Raw genomic sequence first — 17,342 nt, forward strand, 5'->3', positions numbered from 1 at the left:
ACCAAAATTCGTCAGAACAATCTGACAACACAATCCACCTTTGACTACACAGTGTTTGCGTTCGGTCTCTCACCCAGACGGATATTCACTGCGAGTCGGTATACATAAGGGATGTGTGCTTTTAGGTTTGCACGCCATAGCTTTTTACTTTCATCTTGAATGATTCATCATCATTCCATGATAAACTGGCGTATTAACATGAAAGAAAGCTCAACTCCGCGGTTTCGAGCAGCTTGAAGTAAACACAGTTTTAGAAAATGCGTTCTAGTATTGTGTCACTCAAGATTCACATTGCTACTTTTACAACCGCTGGAGCATTAGAAAAATTAAGGTATTAAATTCAAATGGTTAATAACTCAATCCAGTGGTTTCCTGGCCACATGCACAAAGCACGTAAAGAGATCGAAGAAGCAATCCCTCAAGTGGATGTGATCATCGAAGTACTGGATGCTCGTATTCCTTTCAGTAGTGAAAACCCTTTGATTTCTCAAATCCGTGGTGACAAACCTGTCGTTAAAGTTTTGAACAAACGTGATTTGGCCGATCCAGAATTAACTCAACTGTGGATTGAGCACTTGGAGCAAGAGCAACATGTAAAAGCAATGGCGATCACGACTTCTGAACCACAAGAAGTGCATCGAATCATGGAGCTTTGCCGCAAACTTGCCCCACACCGAGAAGAAATTGGTAAAAACATTCGCACCATGATCATGGGCATCCCAAACGTTGGAAAGTCGACGATCATTAACACCCTCGCAGGTCGAACAATCGCTGTAACAGGTAACCAACCCGCGGTTACACGTCGTCAACAACGTATCAACCTGCAAAATGGCATCGTATTATCTGATACTCCAGGAATTTTATGGCCAAAAGTGGAAAATCCACACAGTGGCTTCCGCCTTGCGGCTACCGGCGCGGTAAAAGATACAGCGATGGAATATGACGAAGTCGCATTCTATACCATTGAATACCTAGCAGCTCATTATGCAGACAAGCTTAAAGAGCGTTATCAAATTGAAGAGCTTCCAGAATCAGATATCGAGATCATGGAAGAAATTGGTCGTCGCCGCGGTGCACTACGTGCAGGTGGACGTGTTGACTTGCACAAAGTATCAGAGATCTTATTGCACGAACTTCGTCAAGGCACTTTGGGCCAAATTACATTAGAACGCCCAGAAATGATCACTCAAGAACTGATTGAAGTCGAGATTGAAACCGCCCGTAAAGAAGAAGAGAAAGCGAAGCGTAAAGAAGAGCGTCGTAAGCGCTATTTACGTAATAAGCGATAAGCTTGTCTCTTATCTACTCATGTTTCAAGGCGCGATTTTCGCGCCTTTTTTGTTATCTAATGCGCCCATTTTTTTCACTTTTCAAACTTTATATTCCTCATCCAAAATCCCAGATATGAAGCACGAAAAAACACCGAAAAATCGCCGTATAAACTTTAAGCACAAACTAGTTTAGACCCCGGGCCCCTATAGAGTTACAGCCACCATCCAACCCTCAAATGTCGAGTTTGCAAGGGTCTGCAAACTTATGCAACCTGGTTAGTGACACTCTCCCCAAAATCCGCAATATGAATAAGTGTCAGCGCTGGCGTTTTTCCATATGAAGAAGAGATTTATTATGAGTGAAACTATACAAAGCAAACCACTTCCCTCCTTTATCGAGGAACGCCTAGATTTTTATATTCAAGATCTAATCGAACCAAATGAGAACAAAAAACACCTTGTTCTTGGTAAACGCCCACCGTGTAATGCCGTCGTCCTGCAAAGCAATGATTACCTTGCACTGTCTCATAATAAGGAGATTCAAAACGCTCATCGTGATGCGATTTCCCAGCACGATGACAACGTCGTGATGTCCGCGATTTTCTTACAAGATGATGAATCGAAACCTGCATTTGAAACGCAACTAGCCAGTTTCGTTGGTATGCCTAGTTGTCTACTTTCTCAATCTGGTTGGGCTGCGAATGTCGGTTTATTGCAGACTATTTGTGCACCGAACATACCTGTGTACATTGATTTCTTTGCACATATGTCTTTGTGGGAAGGCGCACGTATTGCCGGAGCACAAATTCATCCGTTCATGCATAACAACACCAGTCACCTAAGAAAACAAATTTCACGTCACGGTTCAGGGATCATTGTTGTGGATTCGGTTTACAGCACTATCGGGACCATCGCTCCTCTACGTGATATCTACGAAATAGCACAGGAGTTTGACTGCGGCCTGGTTGTAGATGAATCACACTCTTTAGGTACACACGGTCCACAAGGTGCGGGGGTACTGCAGGGTCTTGGCTTAACTCATAAGGTAGATTTTATTACCGTTAGTCTTGCCAAGACATTTGCTTATCGTGCTGGCGCGATTTTAGGCCCAGAAAAACTGGCGAAGACGCTTCCGTTTGTGGCGTACCCTGCAATATTTAGTTCTACCGTATTACCGCAAGAGATCATTCGGCTAGAGAAAACACTGGACGTCATAAGAAAATCAGATGATAAGCGAGATATTCTGTTTGAAAGAGCCAAGTCTTTAGCCGTTGGTTTAAAACGCATTGGATTTACTATTCGCAGTGAATCACAAATTATCGCATTAGAATGCGGCAACGAGAGAAACACTGAGCGAGTCCGCGATTTTCTCGAAGAGCGAAATGTTTACGGCGCAGTGTTTTGCCGCCCTGCAACTGGAAGGAACAAAAACATCATCCGTTTTTCAGTCAATGCCGACATGACAGCTGCTGAAGTTGATCATGTACTCACTGTCTGCCAACAAGCATTTGCACACCCTGACTTAGAGTTTGTGTAAGTTAGTGTGTAGATAAAACTAAAGAGCTCAACAGTTTTGCTGAGCTCTTTATTCGTGTTATTCGTTGTGAGCAACTCGCCTCAAGAAAACAAGCCGCGAATGATTAGATCCAGTTTGCGATTTTATCGAACAAGCGATTTTTATCCGCCGGTTTTACGATGAAGTCAGACATACCCGAAGACCCAATTTTGTCCAACGTGACAGGTGAACTATCCCCTGTATGTGCAATAATAGGTACCGACGCATAGTTTTTATCCGAGCTTCTAATTCGCCTAGACGCTTCTACACCATCCATAATTGGCATTTCGATATCCATCAGAATGAGATCAACATCTTCTTGCTCTAGTGTATCCAGAGCCTGCTGCCCGTCTTCTTTCTGAATCACTTCAAAGCCTTGCTTTTCAAGTAACATTGCCGTGAATTTACGCAAAGATTCATTATCATCCACGACCATAATTGTGCGCTTATTTGAATTATCTAACGTCACCGAGGCCGTTGGTGTCGATACATAGCTTGAATCATATAAGAGACGCTCAATAGTTGGTTTAGTATTCAATAACCAGGCTTGCGTTTCGATCCAAATAGGTTCATATGCAGCCTTACGTGCTCTCTGAGTCGGATGATGCTCAAAAAGATAAACGATGCGTGCTTCAGTGAAAGACAAGAGAGATTCTAATCTATCCAATTGGTTTGCTCTTGGAGCTAAGCTCTCAAGATCGATAAAAATCAGATCGAATTCGAACTCGTACTCTTTCTTTTTGAGTACTTGGTTGGCATCTAAAATCGTCGAGTCAAAGCCCATAAAACGGCTAATATCTGTTACTTTAGACACCAAGATATCTTGGCTAGTCACCGTTAGAATGGTTTTGAGTTTAGTCAGATCGTTTTTGATTTCATTAACGGTATCAGATGTCGTTAGTGGGAAAGTTAATGTAAATTGAGACCACTCCCCTAACTGAGATTGACACTCAATGTTCCCCCCAAATGAACGCATGACTTTTTTACAAAACGGTAGACCCAAACCATAACTTCCTGATTTGCCGGTGGTGTAAAAGTCTTGAAAGATATTGCGTAGAACATCAGGAGCAATGCCAGCACCATTATCGGTTACAACAATTTGATTAAAGCGTTCTGAACTTATCATGGATACATGTATGTGAAAATCTTCAGATTTACGGTGATGGAAGGCATTCTTGAAGAGGTTATACATAACGTATTTAAGTAACGTATCACTACCTAGAAACTCAAACTCACTTCTCGCATCCAGCGATATGGCAAATCGATCAGTGGCACGTTTATAACTGAAGCTTTCAATTGCCTGTTCAACGACCGAGTGAACTGAATATTTTTTGAAGCTAGAACGAGAAACTCGATTTTCATCAATCGAAGTTAGCAATAAATCGATGGTTTCATTACCCGATTGGATAATGTTCATTGCATCCTGACTCACTTCACGTAATAAGGTGACATCCTCTACACTCATGACGTACTGCTCTTTTCCTGCCTCTTTCATGTTGGGCAAGATCGACTGGATAACATCTATTGAAGTGCAAAGCCCACTCAACGGGTTACGCATTTCATGTGCAATCCCTGCCCCGAATGATTTTGCCAGCGAGACTTTCGCTTCATGTTCAACTTGGTTACGAAAATAGAACAAATTACCGAAGACATAAATAAACAGAAAGATTGGCACATGAGTCCAATCCATGGTCAAGTCAAGATGGAACCCTTTTGCAACCCAAGCGAAGAATGTTGCTAAACCTATCCCAGCAAAGGTTTGAGCAAACATGACCCTAGTAACATGAACCAGTAAAATGTGTAAGAAAATTGCAGACATAAACGACATAACCCATACATTGGACCAGTCATTCATCAGTAACATATAAAAAAAGAAAAACGGTAAGCACAGCGTTATCGTCACTTGGTAGTAAATAGGAACATAATCTCTCCAAGTCGATGATAAGCGGTTTCTAAAAATGATGCCGAAAAACAATAACGAGCAAAACAATCTAAGAGGTAAATTTTCATAAGCCTGTGGAAAGGCAAACTCCCAGACAAAGTAGTACAGCGGAAAGCCAAGAAACCCCATCCAGCCAACGAGAGTTAGGTTTGGTTCTGCATATTGATAAACCTTACGTATCGAGTCCATATAATCTGTTTTGCTTACTCCGCCTGACGCACAACAATGTGATTTTGATTCACTTTTATCATTTTATTATTAACTAATTATATATTAATCATCATTTATAAGCAGCGCGAAATGACGTAAACAGCTCGCAATACTTAGCTTTAGTTTCAATCTTTTAAGACAGCTGCACTTGATTTACAACCAAATAAACAAAGTTGCATATAGTTTAGTGTAATTTTGCGATAATCGCTCTGTATCCAATTGGATGTTAATCTCATTTTGTTCTAGAAACTTAAGTCGCGCCTTTGGCACGGCTTTCCAACGATTTAAAAACAGCACTCACCGCATATAGCGCGGTGACAAACAATTGGCTTGGTGTGTGTCATGAATTCTTTCCAGATAAAAAATGTCATTTTTGATGTAGGTAATGTATTGGTACGCTGGTCTCCAGTAGAAATCGTTCGCTTAACATTTGGTGGTTCCGTAGAGTCAGAGAAAATGGCTCAGATGCTATTTTCATCACAAATCTGGAAAGATTTAAATAAAGGGACGATCTCCGAAAGGGGAGCAAAACAGCGTTATCAACGTGAACACCAAGTAACGACGGAAGAAATGGACCGCTTCTTTTATTATGTAAAACACACTCAAATACTACTTTACGGCAGTATAGAGCTGTTAAAACGAGTAAAAAGTGCCGGATATGGCGTATATGCGCTCACAGACAACATCAACGAAATTGTGGAACATCTTCGTACTACCTATGAGTTTTGGCCACTGTTTGATGGAGCAATCATCTCTTCTGAAGTTCAATTACTAAAACCACAAGCGGAGATCTACCAAACTCTACTTTCAAAGTATCAGCTTAACCCCGAAGAGACAGTATTTATTGATGACATGCCTTACAATGTTGAAGGTGCCCGAGCAGTTGGCATGGCTGCTATTCAGTTTGAAAATGCTCAGCAATGTGAGCTCGAACTAAAAGCCATGGGGGTTAACTTCTAGAAAGCTTGTAATAAAACATAACGTTAGGGTGCATAAACAAAAAAGAGCAGTGTTGAGACTGCTCTTATCTAATATTTTAGAACGCTAGGTTAGGAGTAAATCACGTTTTCCTCAATCCCACTAACTAATGACTGGGCGTTCTTCCAACGGAATACTTTTTCTAACACCTCTTTGCCATCAGGTGCGCGCCAAGTTCGCTCTTGATCCTCTTGTCCACCAATGTGGCGATAGAATTCAATCGCAGAAATGTTTTGCGACACAACTTCTAAATAAAGACCTGTGTCTTTAAAGTACTGCTGTTGCCATTCTGCGACAGCAAGTAATAGCTGCTTACCAATACCACGACCACGGTAACTGTCATCAACATGCAATGCGTCAATAAAGGTTCCACGCTCGAAATCATGGTTGCCGAACACACAAACAAAGCCAAGTAGCAAACCTCCCTCCTCCGCCAAGACAATGTGCTGATTGAATGGTGGGTTGGTCAAACGGGTTTGCCAAATCAGTAGTTTGTCGTCAATCGCTTCTTTCTCAAGATAGTTATCACTAAGAATGCCACGGTAATGACGCTTCCAGCTATCCGCATGAAGATGCGCAATGCGCTCGTAGTCCTTATATTCCGCTAATCGTAAATCCATTACGTATTCCTATTTTCTTACATTTTTGCTTCTTTATAGAGTCTCGGTATATTCCACCTTTATAACACTTGTTTCTTGGCAGATTTTATACACCTTAAGCCAGAGCTCGTTTTTTAATACTACTCATTATTCAATTAAAAGCAAAATATCCCATCAAGTTCCTTAATCTACACCCAAAGGAATAGTCACATTTGTCTAACTTTAATTTGACTTACATGTGTACGCTGATATTCTGGCGAACAGTTGTTAGCTCAAAGTTAGGGATACACCTGTGACTCAAAACAAACCACCTGTTATCTGGTTGAATACATTAATATTTTCTGCCAGTTTTGTTCTGACTTTTATTGTAATGCCTTGGTATGCATATCATTTTGGACTAGGTTGGGAACATCTAATTTGGGGAGTGATTGCATTTAGTTTTACTAACCTTTCTATTACAGCAGGCTATCATCGTCTCTGGAGCCACAAAACGTACGAAGCTCATCCTATTTTGCGCGCCATTTTTGCGATTGGAGGAGCATTTTCTTTGCAAAATAGTGCATTACATTGGTCTTCTGATCATCGTGTGCATCACAAACATGTCGACAATAACGATAAAGATCCGTACTCAGCCAAGCGGGGTTTTTGGTATTCTCACATTGGGTGGATGTTACGTGATTACAATAAATCAAAGGAAAACGAATATACAAACTGCCGTGACCTAAAGCGCGACAAAATCGTCATGTGGCAGCATAAGTATTATGTTCCACTTGCCCTACTGACTAATATTGGTTTCCCAGTCATGCTCGGACTGATCTACGGTGATATCTGGGGAATGTTATTGGTCGTTGGTGCGGCTCGACTCTTTATGAGTCACCATACGACTTTTTTCATTAACTCCCTCGCACATATTTGGGGTAAGCAAACTTTCACAGACAAAAACACTGCTCGCGATAATGGTGTACTCGCCTTTTTCACATTTGGAGAGGGTTACCATAATTTCCATCATATTTTCGAGAATGACTATCGCAATGGCGTGTATTGGTGGCATTACGACCCAACGAAGTGGTTGATAAAGTCATGTTCTTGGCTAGGACTTACATCTAAGTTGCGCACAACGCCTACATTTAGAATTGAAAAAGCCCGTGCGAGTCAACTTTTGAAGAAAGCAAGAGAAAAGCTAGAATCGAAACCGAATACGCAAACGATCCTCGATCAACTACAGCACGAGTTTGATACTCTAGTTCATCACATGCAGGAATACTACGAGATGCGCAAAGAAGTACTCGGTGCCAAAACTGCCAGTGTGGTAAAAAAATACGAATGTTCTGTAACGAAAATGAAGTACCAGCAAATTAAAGCAGAGTTCGAACGGCAGCAACGTAGTTGGAACCTTATGGTTCGTCGATACGCATAGTTTATCCTCATTCTTACGATTACTTAGCTTCGCTTCGGCGAAGCTTTTTTGTTGTGAAGAGTGTTTTCCAATAATTGCTTACTGAGTAAAGTCTTTTTCCTATTGTGAATCAATTCACTCTTTATTCATTCACTTTCCTAGTCATATTTTCCTTCCTATAAATAGCTTCAAACCAGCACATAACACTTAGAAAACCAAATTCCAACAATACAATCTAACGAAATTATTTATTAAATTATTATTTGTCTCAGATCATGCAAGCCCCATATTTGTCTCGTGCCACAGCTAAGAATTCTGTAAATTCCTTGTCATAAACTGAAACAGTTTCTTTCTTTTTTACATAACATTCGGAGATCCCTATGTTAGAGCTCTTAATTGGCTTAGTGGTTACCATTGCGGTGGGTTACTTTATTGTCAAAGGCTATAAAGCTGCGGGCGTGTTACTGACAGCTGGTATTGCTTTACTTCTTATGACTGGCGTTTTGGGGCACGACGTGCTGCCGTCAAAAATCACCTCAACTGGTAACATGGTGACAGATGCGCTTGAATACGTGAAATACATGCTTCAATACCGCGGTGGCGGTCTTGGTATGCAAATCATGCTGCTTTGTGGTTTTGCGTCATACATGACTCATATCGGCGCGAACAACGTGGTAGTGAAACAGTTCTCTAAACCGCTTTCTGTCATCAAGTCTCCTTACGTCCTTTTGGTAGCGGCTTACATTGTGGCGTGTTTAATGTCTCTTGCGGTAAGTTCTGCAACAGGCCTTGGCGTACTATTAATGGCGACATTATTCCCAATGATGGTCGCGATGGGCATTTCTCGTCCAGCAGCCGTTGCAGTGTGTGCCTCTCCAGCGGCAATCATCCTTTCTCCTACTTCTGGTGATGTTGTTATCGCAGCAGAAAAGTCTGGTTTAGAGCTTGATGTGTTTGCGGTACAAACTGTGTTGCCTGTTTCTATTTGCGCAATCATCGTCATGGCAGCGGCAGCGTTCTTCTGGAACAAATACTTAGATAAGAAAGAAAATACACCAATGGAAAAAATTGATGTATCAGAGATCAAAGCTGACGCACCAGCGTTTTATGCAGCTCTTCCTTTTCTACCTATCATCGGCGTTTTCCTATTCAACGGTCGTACCATTCCAGGACTTAGTCTAGACATCTACACTATTGTGGTTGGTTCGATTTTCCTTGGAGCTCTGATCCATTATGTTGTAAATAAGTTCGATGGTAAGAAATCACTAGAAGATTTAGATTCTTGTTACGCAGGCATGGCTGACGCGTTCAAAGGCGTTGTGATGCTTTTGGTTGCCGCTGGGGTTTTTGCACAAGGTCTGATGTCTATCGGAGCTATCGATAACCTACTTCATCTAGCAGATAATGCTGGTGCAGGCGGCGTTGCTTTAATGCTTATTCTAACTGCATTGACAGTTGCAGCAGCAATTGCAACGGGTTCGGGTAACGCGCCTTTCTATGCGTTCGTGGAGTTAGCACCATCTTTGGCTGCGAAAATGGGATTAAACCCTGCTTTCCTAATTATCCCGATGCTTCAAGCATCAAACCTAGGCCGTACTATCTCACCAGTATCTGGCGTAATCGTTGCGACATCAGGTATGGCAAACATCAGCCCGTTTGAGGTTGTAAAACGCACATCCGTTCCAGTTCTAGCAGGCCTTATCACGGTGATTATTGGGACTATGGTGCTTGTTCCAATGAGTGCCTAACGGTATTGCCACGATCAAACTAAAAGCAATATCCGAACAAAATTACGTTTAATTAAAAACGCCAGCAAATGTGCTGGCGTTTTTTTATTCTAATGTGTTGATTTACGCTGACTTAAATCGGTCAGGAATCTTAGTGATGCTCTCTCTGTAGCTAAACCATAAGTAGGTAACGGCAAGCGAAAAGAATAAATATGAAAGTGCGAATACGATTGGAGACGTGATTAATTCCGCGGACATTCCCCACATCACACCGACTACGGTTATCGTCAACTTAGAAAGCATACCGCAAATGAGTAGGAATAAAGCAAGCTGTGGAAAGCGCGAGCTGCGAAATGCGAAGAAATAACAGCTACCTACCGCTAAAGAAGCAATAGATAAGCCCAACATAAATGAATGGATGTGGTCTGCTGATGCGATACCAGCGGATACCGAAGCCATGAGTAATAGGAACAGTTTCATAAGTCACCTCACAACAAATCTAAAAAGCATCCCTTCATAAATGAAAACTCATTTTTCACTATATTCTGCGCCTAAAATCAGCAATTACAAGTTACTTTTTTGCTCACTTAATGAACATAAAAGCTAATCAGCTTCAATTATTACAAAAGGTTAACAATTAAAAATTAAGAAACCCTTTGCATCTGATACTTACGACAGTTAGATGATAAATTCGCCATTTTTGTTACAGATGGTTAACATGGAAACATTTAGAAATTTTTTATTTGAAATGTGAACTGTGCACTCAACAGCGTAAAACCTCTCTGTCTTGACTCATCATTCGTTATTAGCGAACAAAAAATATCACTTTTTTACAACGTTCTTACTACATACAAAACCATGAATTCACATCCACTTTTAATGTTGCAAATTATTTTATCAGTAACCGTAAAAAGAGATTCCAATCACATATTTATTGGTTATAATCCGCGCTCATTGCGTTAAACGTTGAAAAACGCAAACTAATTTTGAGAAAAAACATCTTTAAACCAACCTTCTTTGCGGCATTGCCAATAAGAGGAAAAACTGAGAATAAAAATGAGCAAGATTGATAAAGCTATGCGCATCCTGTTAGCAGGGTTCTGTATCAACCTTTGTCTTGGCATCCTGTATGCTTGGAGTGTATTCAACAAGGCACTGGTAACTGAATCAGGCTGGAGTGCTGCAGAAGCTTCTGCACCTTACGCAACTGCAACCATCACTTTCTCTATCTGTCTTCTTATTGCAGGTATTCTTCAAGACCGCATGGGCCCTCGAATGATCCTTATCCTAGGTACTGTTCTTACAGGTCTGGGCATGATCGCTTCTGGCTTTGTGAACTCTCCACTAATGTTGAACATTACATTCGGCGTGATCACAGGTGCAGGTATCGGTTTTGGTTACGCATGCCTATCACCTTCTGCGATGAAGTGGTTCCACGCTTCGAAGAAAGGTATGGTTAACGGCATTATTGCGGCAGGTTTTGGTCTAGCGGCTATTTACCTTGCGCCAGTAACTTCTGCGCTAATAGACAGCATGGGCATTCAAACTAGCTTTATGGCTCTTGGTGTTGGTATCCTAGCGATTGCGGTTCCTCTTGCAGCAACCATCAACAACCCACCAGCAGACTACACACCTGCGGAGCCTAAAGTAAAAGAAGGCCAAGCACCTAAAGCGGTGAAAAAGTCAGATGACTTAACTTGGAAAGCAATGTTGAAAACGCCACAGTTCTACTCTCTATGGATCATGTACGCGTTTGCAGCTTCTGTTGGTCTAATGATCATTGGTAACATCACGACAATCGCAAGCGTTCAAGCAAACTTGCCAAACGCGGTTTACCTAGCGTCTATTCTTGCTGTATTTAACTCTGGCGGTCGTGTTGCCGCGGGTATGCTTGCAGATAAAATCGGCGGTGTTCGTACGCTTCTACTTGCGTTCGTTCTACAAGGCGTAAACATGGTGCTGTTCGCGACGTTCGACTCTGAGTTTACACTGATCATCGGTACAGCAATCGCAGCGGTAGGTTACGGCACACTTCTAGCGGTATTCCCTACTCTAACGGCTGAGTTCTACGGTCTGAAAAACTACGGCACTAACTACGGCGTGCTTTACACAGCATGGGGTATCGGTGGTGCAATCGGCGCAGCGGTTGTTGGTTTCTCGATGACAAATGGCGACGGCTACACCTTGGCTTACACAATTTCTTCAGCAATGATGGCAGTATGTATCGTACTAGCGTTCATCACTAAGCCATTGTCTGAAGCGAAAGTAGCACAGCTAAAAAACGCATAATTGCGAATTGATTTGATAGCAAAAAGGCTTAACCTATGGGTTAAGCCTTTTTTTGTTATCGGTCGTTTATGGAAAGCCCTATCGAACTTGCACCAGACTACTATCTAGAGAACTTCTTTAAGCTGACTCATCACGCAGTAACTTGGTACAGCGATTTACTGACCAAGGAAGAACACGCATGGCTTTGCTCGTTTGATTCTTTGAGCAAACACGCCCAGTGCCTTTTGGTACGTTTATACAGCCGAAAGGGATGTTGGTTTCGAAGTGATAAGCTGAGTTATCAAGAAATACCTTCTATCAATGAAGCGCTGGCGGAATTGAGTCAACATGAGTTTGTAGCCCTTTCCCCACCCCTTTCTCATCAAGAGTTAGCGGCCAATTTACTGACCAAACCAGAAATCTCTGCGCTTTATCCCGAACTGCCGAAATCACTCAAGAAAGACGCCCTTGTCGAACGTTTGAGTAATACGGAATTTGATCGTATAGAGAAGCTTGAGTTTACGATCGTCAAACTCAATTCAGTTCATATGATCGACGTGTTGCTCACTCTGTTTTTTGCCAACACCCATCAAGACTTAAGTCAGTTTGTGCTTGATGACTTAGGTTTGCATCAGTTCGAGCAATATCAATTGAGTAAAGTGCGCCGTTTCTTTGATTCACGTGAGCAAATAGACCGTTTAATTGAACTGAGCCAGTTGGCCAACCTGTACTGGCAATTTGACCGAAAAGACAAAGCCAATCTCGACTTATTAATTGAGGCAATGCCTCAGCCCGTTAAACACCGTTACGTAGATCGTAAACGCGAGCACATGTTGAATGACATAGCACGTGATTACGAACGGCTTAATGATCTAGAGACCGCCCTGTCTCTATTTGGCCAAACTCAACTCACACCGAGCCGAGAACGACGCGCACGTATCTATGACAAATTAAACCATGATGATTTATTTGGTGACATTGTCACAGATATGCTTAACTCACCGATCGATGTGTCTGAGCTCGAAGTTGCACAAAAACTTGAGCAACGGTTAAAACGAAAACAAGGCGAGAAAGTGCCAAGAGTGACGAAGCCAACCTGTACGGAATACCGCCTTGAACTGGATTTATCTCAACAGAGAGTCGAACTCGCCAGCAAAGCGTATTTTGAGTCCTTAGGCTGGACTGTATTTTACGCCGAAAATGCACTGCTTAATGCATTACTTGGTCTCACTTTTTGGGATGCGATTTTCGCTCCCATCGAAGGCGCATTCATCAATGCCTATCAACATCGTCCTCTGGATTTGTACCATTCTGATTTTGTTACCAAGCGCCAAGCTTTGATAGATGCGGCGTTTGACGAATTGGAAACGGGTAACACTCATACGTTATTGACAAAGTACGATGAGAAGTTTGGTATCAGCAATCCATTTGTGCATTGGAGCTTAATAAGTAAAGAACTACTCGAAACAGCACTCGATACAATCCCAACTAACATGTTGATGGCGCTATTTAAAATACAATTGAGTGACCTAAAGCTTTACCGCAATGGGATGCCTGATCTGATTGCTTTTAAAGGAAACGAGTTCGAATGGATTGAAGTAAAAGGGCCGGGCGATAAACTCCAGGATAACCAATGGCGTTGGATTAAAGAGTTTACTCGCCTTAATGTGCCATTTGCGGTGTGTTACGTCGCCGCAAGTTAACTCTCTTTATATAAAGAGCTTGGCGCATATTCATTAAAACAATTTCTTTTTTACCGCACCTTGCTCTTTTTCTGAAATATTTTTGTTTCTTCACGATCACTTCACGCTTCATCACACACAATGCGCTTCTACTCATTAAGTTGATTTGAAGAGGCAAAATAAAATGAACAAAACCATTCTTGCGTTACTCGTTACCTGCTCAGTTTCGGTATCTGCGGCTCCTTATGTAGGTCTGGAATATGGACTAGGTACCACTGACCATGACTTGGAACCTCACTTTTCATCTGAAAATGTAACACTTAATCCAGAACTTGAGGATGGTATCTTCTCAGGTTTTATCGGTTACTCGTTTAATGACAATTGGGCAATTGAGCTAGGTTACAGCCAGTTTGACCTTGATGACGGCCGTTCTAAGAACCTTGGTATCAAGACAATTGATGGCAAAGATTACCATCATGAAATGGATTGGGATTCCTCTATCACAGCCAAACAAGTCTCGCTAGCACCAGTGTTTAGCTATACATTAAGTGATAAATGGACAACAAAATTCAAAGCGGGTTTAACTTACACGCAATACGACGCCAAGGTTGCTCAACATCAAGAATATGAGCTTGTCGCGAATGACGATGTGGAAATAAGCAACACGCTTTTCCATAGCTCTGAGAAGAGCAACGAGTTAGGCGCAATGTTCTCTGTGGGCGCGGAATACCAAGTGTTGTCAAAGCTCACCATTGGCGCAAACGCTAAATACCAACTAGACAGCTACGCAAACACTGCATCCTTTAACGTAGGCACAACTTATTACTTCTAATATCAGGAGAGGATAATGAAAAGAGTATTTTTAACATCCATGCTTGCCCTACTTTCAAGCTCGGCTTTCGCCGCGTTTAATGGTCCAGAAGTCAGTGCAATCAATACGGTGAAAGAGGCGCGCAACGCAACCGACGACAGCGCTGTAGTGCTAACCGGGCATATTGTTCAATCATTTGGTAACGAGACTTACTTGTTCAAAGACAACACTGGTGAGATCGAAGTAGAGATCGACAACGAAGATTGGATGGGTCAAGAAGTGACACCAAAAGATACCGTAATGATTCGAGGAGAGGTTGATTCAGATTGGACAGCTACGCAGATAGACGTTGAGACCGTTCAAAAACGTTAAGAAGTTGACTAATACCTCAACAAAAACAACACAGCCACATTTTAGTGGCTGTGTTAAGCAATAATCATGGAAAACGCTCGTTTAGCTAGTCAAGCAAGGACAATCTTGCGGTACGACTAATCGTATACTCTTAGGCTGAACATCAAATCTAATGGTTCTCGAATGATAAGGTTCTCCATCTAAATTAAGAGGCAATGGATTCGGGAAGTCTATCTCCAACCAGCTTGCTCTTGTGTACTTCACAAACTCTCCTTTCTCACTCGGGTTATTGATCTCGTCGATTACTTTAGGCAGCTCATGAGGTAAAAATGGGCGCACCAATGTTAGATCCATCAGCCCATCATTAATCATGGCTTTTGGAGCTAACTCTTGCCCACCTCCAGCAAGGCGCCCATTACAAAACGCACCGAGCAACATTTCTCCCTGATACGCACCACCTTCAATCGTTATTGTTCCGTCATATGGTTTAAAGCCAAGTGCTTTTACAACACCAGTTAGCGTGTAAGCTCCACCGCCAAGAAAGTTTTTGAGTTCAACAGGCGTTTCTGCTGTAACTTCTGCACCAAACCCTGCTGTTGCCACGTTAATAAAGCAGCGATCGTTCGCTTTGACGCAATCGACCAAAGCGGACTGCCCCTCAACAGCAAGAGATAAAGACGCCTTAATGGAATTAGGTACTTGAATAGCGGTAGCAAAGTCATTGGCGGTACCAAGTGGAATAATGGCTAACTCAGGACGTTTTTCTTTGTCAATTTGAATAATCGCAGAAGCCGCCTCATTGACGGTCCCATCGCCACCAGCGACAACAATACGTTCAATGCCTTCATCAACCGCTTCTTTCACTAGCCGCGGCATGTCTTGAGATTCCCACGTCACACGCACCTGCACGTCGATGCCTTTGTCTCTCATTTTCATGATTGCATCTCTTAACTCTGGATTCCCAGCTTTTTTTCCGTTAAGGATGGCACGTATTGTCTTTTTCATTGCACTTCCTATTGGTTGATGACTTTTCCTGCTTGCTTAATCTGTGAACGCAACCACTGATGGGCGCTGTCGTTTGTGCGACTAGGATGCCAGATTGTGCAAAGCTCATACATTTGTTCATCAAATGGCATTGATAAAGATTTAACATGATAGGTGTTATTGAACAAGTTGATCATCGACTCTGGCATTAAACCAATGTATTCACTACCACAAATAATTGGGAGCATTTCTAGTACGCCTGAGGCTCGATACTTAATCTTTCTCTTATCCAAGTCGACAATGTCATCGGCGTTTAACAAGCTCTTACGACTCTGCCACTGCGAAACCACTACGTGTTCTTCTTCAAAAAATTGTTCAGCCGTAATCTCGTCATTCAGGCGTGGATGCGCTTCGCTACATACCACCACCAAACGCTCGGTAAGTACAGTTTCCAGTTTTAGCACCGTTCTTGCTCTTGGTGTGATATCAATGATCAAATCGTATCGTTGTAACCTCAGATCACTTTCAAAATCTTCCGTAAAAAGCGGATGTACTTCTAATGCAACATTTGGCGCCGACACACGGATTTGTTTCATGACTTGAGGTAGCAACTCAAAGCTTGCAACGGACACACAGGCAATAGAAAACACTCTATTCGACACTTTAGGGTCAAACTCACTAGAGGCCGATAATGTCGAAGTGAAATTTTGTACTGAAGCTAGAAGAGCAGGATAAATATCCATCGCGAACGAGGTAGGCTCGACACCTTTAACGCAACGATGAAACAATGGATCATCGTAGATATCACGTAGCCTTGCTAGCGCTTTACTCACCGCAGGCTGGGTGATGTTTAAACGCGCCGCCGCCCGAGACAAGTTACGCTCTTCATAGATGGCAGTGAAAATGGGAATAAGATTAAGGTCGGTCGGTTTCATGCTATTAAATTTTTCAAAAGTCACTTTCTCTATTTTAATCTAACAGCATGATCCTTCACGTAGCCAAGTGCAATAAATGGGCGGTATCGCTTGTTTTAATGAGTTTTAACTCAATTTTGACGCACTTCATTCACCACATAAACTGGCACCATAGTGCAACGTAAAGCTTGACTTAGGCTTTGCCTAGGTAAGGGGTAAGAAACTCGCTGACTTCCTCGCCGCACAAACCCGTTTCTACCTCTATACCTGCTTGTTTTAGAATCTCGATACCTCGACCACTGTTGCGCGGGGCGGGGTCCAATATGGCTACGACGACTTTGCTTATGCCGGATTTGACTAATGTCACCGCGCAAGCTGGCGTGCGACCAACAAACGAACACGGTTCCAGCGTAACGTATGCCGTCACCGATTCTAACGAGCCTTGATACGCATTCAGCGCTTCCACTTCCGCGTGATTGCCACCAATCGCTTGAGTATGACCTTCAGAAACGATTTGATTGTCTTTCACTAACACGCAGCCAACCGGCGGGTTGGGTTGACATTCAGGAAGCGCATTTTTGGACACTTCCAATGCGCGGCGCATAAACTCTTGGCTCATTTGAACTCTATTCTCTAATAAAAACGAGGCGCTAT

Annotated in this window: 15 protein-coding genes; 9 read left to right on the forward strand and 6 right to left on the reverse strand. The window is 42.4% G+C overall.

The genetic code is table 11. From position 1 onward, the window contains the following. Positions 1 to 344 precede the first annotated feature (344 nt). Both ylqF and cqsA read left to right on the forward strand, forming a co-directional pair. Positions 345 to 1,289: a ribosome biogenesis GTPase YlqF gene (gene ylqF / locus R7O03_RS16310; protein WP_005376521.1), complete on the forward strand. Its 945-nt coding sequence runs from the start codon at positions 345 to 347 to the stop codon at positions 1,287 to 1,289. A gap of 337 nt (positions 1,290 to 1,626) precedes the next feature. Further along, positions 1,627 to 2,808: an alpha-hydroxyketone-type quorum-sensing autoinducer synthase gene (gene cqsA, locus R7O03_RS16315; RefSeq protein WP_258470474.1), complete on the forward strand. Its 1,182-nt coding sequence runs from the start codon at positions 1,627 to 1,629 to the stop codon at positions 2,806 to 2,808. A 103-nt stretch (positions 2,809 to 2,911) separates the two neighbouring features. On the opposite strand, the gene R7O03_RS16320 is transcribed toward cqsA, so the two are convergent. After that, positions 2,912 to 4,957, reverse strand: coding sequence for a response regulator (locus tag R7O03_RS16320; RefSeq protein ID WP_318131864.1), 2,046 nt, complete (start codon positions 4,955 to 4,957; stop codon positions 2,912 to 2,914). Positions 4,958 to 5,320: 363 nt separating this feature from the next. Between R7O03_RS16320 and R7O03_RS16325 the strand changes: the two genes are divergently transcribed. Beyond that, positions 5,321 to 5,938, forward strand: a complete 618-nt coding sequence (locus tag R7O03_RS16325) for an HAD family phosphatase (RefSeq protein WP_318131865.1) — start codon at positions 5,321 to 5,323, stop codon at positions 5,936 to 5,938. Between the two features lie 89 nt (positions 5,939 to 6,027). Here the strand turns inward: R7O03_RS16325 and R7O03_RS16330 are convergent, their stop codons facing one another. After that, positions 6,028 to 6,576: a GNAT family N-acetyltransferase gene (locus R7O03_RS16330; protein WP_005376525.1), complete on the reverse strand. Its 549-nt coding sequence runs from the start codon at positions 6,574 to 6,576 to the stop codon at positions 6,028 to 6,030. Positions 6,577 to 6,847: 271 nt separating this feature from the next. On the opposite strand from R7O03_RS16330, the gene R7O03_RS16335 reads away from it, so the two are divergent. Next, positions 6,848 to 7,972, forward strand: a complete 1,125-nt coding sequence (locus R7O03_RS16335; protein ID WP_017821552.1) for an acyl-CoA desaturase — start codon at positions 6,848 to 6,850, stop codon at positions 7,970 to 7,972. A gap of 359 nt (positions 7,973 to 8,331) precedes the next feature. After that, positions 8,332 to 9,699: an anaerobic C4-dicarboxylate transporter DcuC gene (gene dcuC / locus R7O03_RS16340; RefSeq protein ID WP_005376528.1), complete on the forward strand. Its 1,368-nt coding sequence runs from the start codon at positions 8,332 to 8,334 to the stop codon at positions 9,697 to 9,699. 102 nt (positions 9,700 to 9,801) lie between these two features. Here the strand turns inward: dcuC and R7O03_RS16345 are convergent, their stop codons facing one another. Next, positions 9,802 to 10,158 (reverse strand): hypothetical protein, encoded by a 357-nt coding sequence (locus R7O03_RS16345; RefSeq protein ID WP_005376535.1) that lies wholly within the window; start codon positions 10,156 to 10,158, stop codon positions 9,802 to 9,804. Between the two features lie 576 nt (positions 10,159 to 10,734). On the opposite strand from R7O03_RS16345, the gene R7O03_RS16350 reads away from it, so the two are divergent. From R7O03_RS16350 to R7O03_RS16365, 4 genes are all read left to right on the forward strand, one after another. Further along, entirely contained in the window at positions 10,735 to 11,967 is a 1,233-nt protein-coding gene (locus R7O03_RS16350) for an OFA family MFS transporter (protein ID WP_318131866.1), read from the forward strand. Between the two features lie 68 nt (positions 11,968 to 12,035). After that, positions 12,036 to 13,649 carry a VRR-NUC domain-containing protein gene (locus tag R7O03_RS16355; RefSeq protein WP_318131867.1) on the forward strand — a complete coding sequence of 538 codons (1,614 nt, stop codon included), beginning with the start codon at positions 12,036 to 12,038 and terminating at the stop codon, positions 13,647 to 13,649. 163 nt (positions 13,650 to 13,812) lie between these two features. After that, positions 13,813 to 14,460, forward strand: coding sequence for an AcfA family outer membrane beta-barrel protein (locus R7O03_RS16360; protein ID WP_318131868.1), 648 nt, complete (start codon positions 13,813 to 13,815; stop codon positions 14,458 to 14,460). Between the two features lie 15 nt (positions 14,461 to 14,475). Next, positions 14,476 to 14,811, forward strand: coding sequence for a NirD/YgiW/YdeI family stress tolerance protein (locus R7O03_RS16365; protein WP_318131869.1), 336 nt, complete (start codon positions 14,476 to 14,478; stop codon positions 14,809 to 14,811). Positions 14,812 to 14,892: 81 nt separating this feature from the next. Here R7O03_RS16365 and yegS read toward each other — a convergent pair whose 3' ends face one another. The 3 genes from yegS to R7O03_RS16380 form a co-directional block, all read right to left on the reverse strand. Further along, a complete protein-coding gene (gene yegS / locus R7O03_RS16370) occupies positions 14,893 to 15,795 on the reverse strand; it encodes a lipid kinase YegS (RefSeq protein WP_017635356.1) in 903 nt (300 codons plus the stop codon). 8 nt (positions 15,796 to 15,803) lie between these two features. After that, positions 15,804 to 16,709, reverse strand: a complete 906-nt coding sequence (locus R7O03_RS16375) for a LysR family transcriptional regulator (RefSeq protein ID WP_005376541.1) — start codon at positions 16,707 to 16,709, stop codon at positions 15,804 to 15,806. 172 nt (positions 16,710 to 16,881) lie between these two features. Then, positions 16,882 to 17,307, reverse strand: coding sequence for a bifunctional diaminohydroxyphosphoribosylaminopyrimidine deaminase/5-amino-6-(5-phosphoribosylamino)uracil reductase RibD (locus R7O03_RS16380; RefSeq protein ID WP_318131870.1), 426 nt, complete (start codon positions 17,305 to 17,307; stop codon positions 16,882 to 16,884). Positions 17,308 to 17,342: the final 35 nt, after the last annotated feature.

It is taken from the genome of Vibrio sp. Vb2960 (assembly GCF_033337665.1).
Classification (GTDB): Bacteria; Pseudomonadota; Gammaproteobacteria; order Enterobacterales; family Vibrionaceae; genus Vibrio; species Vibrio alginolyticus.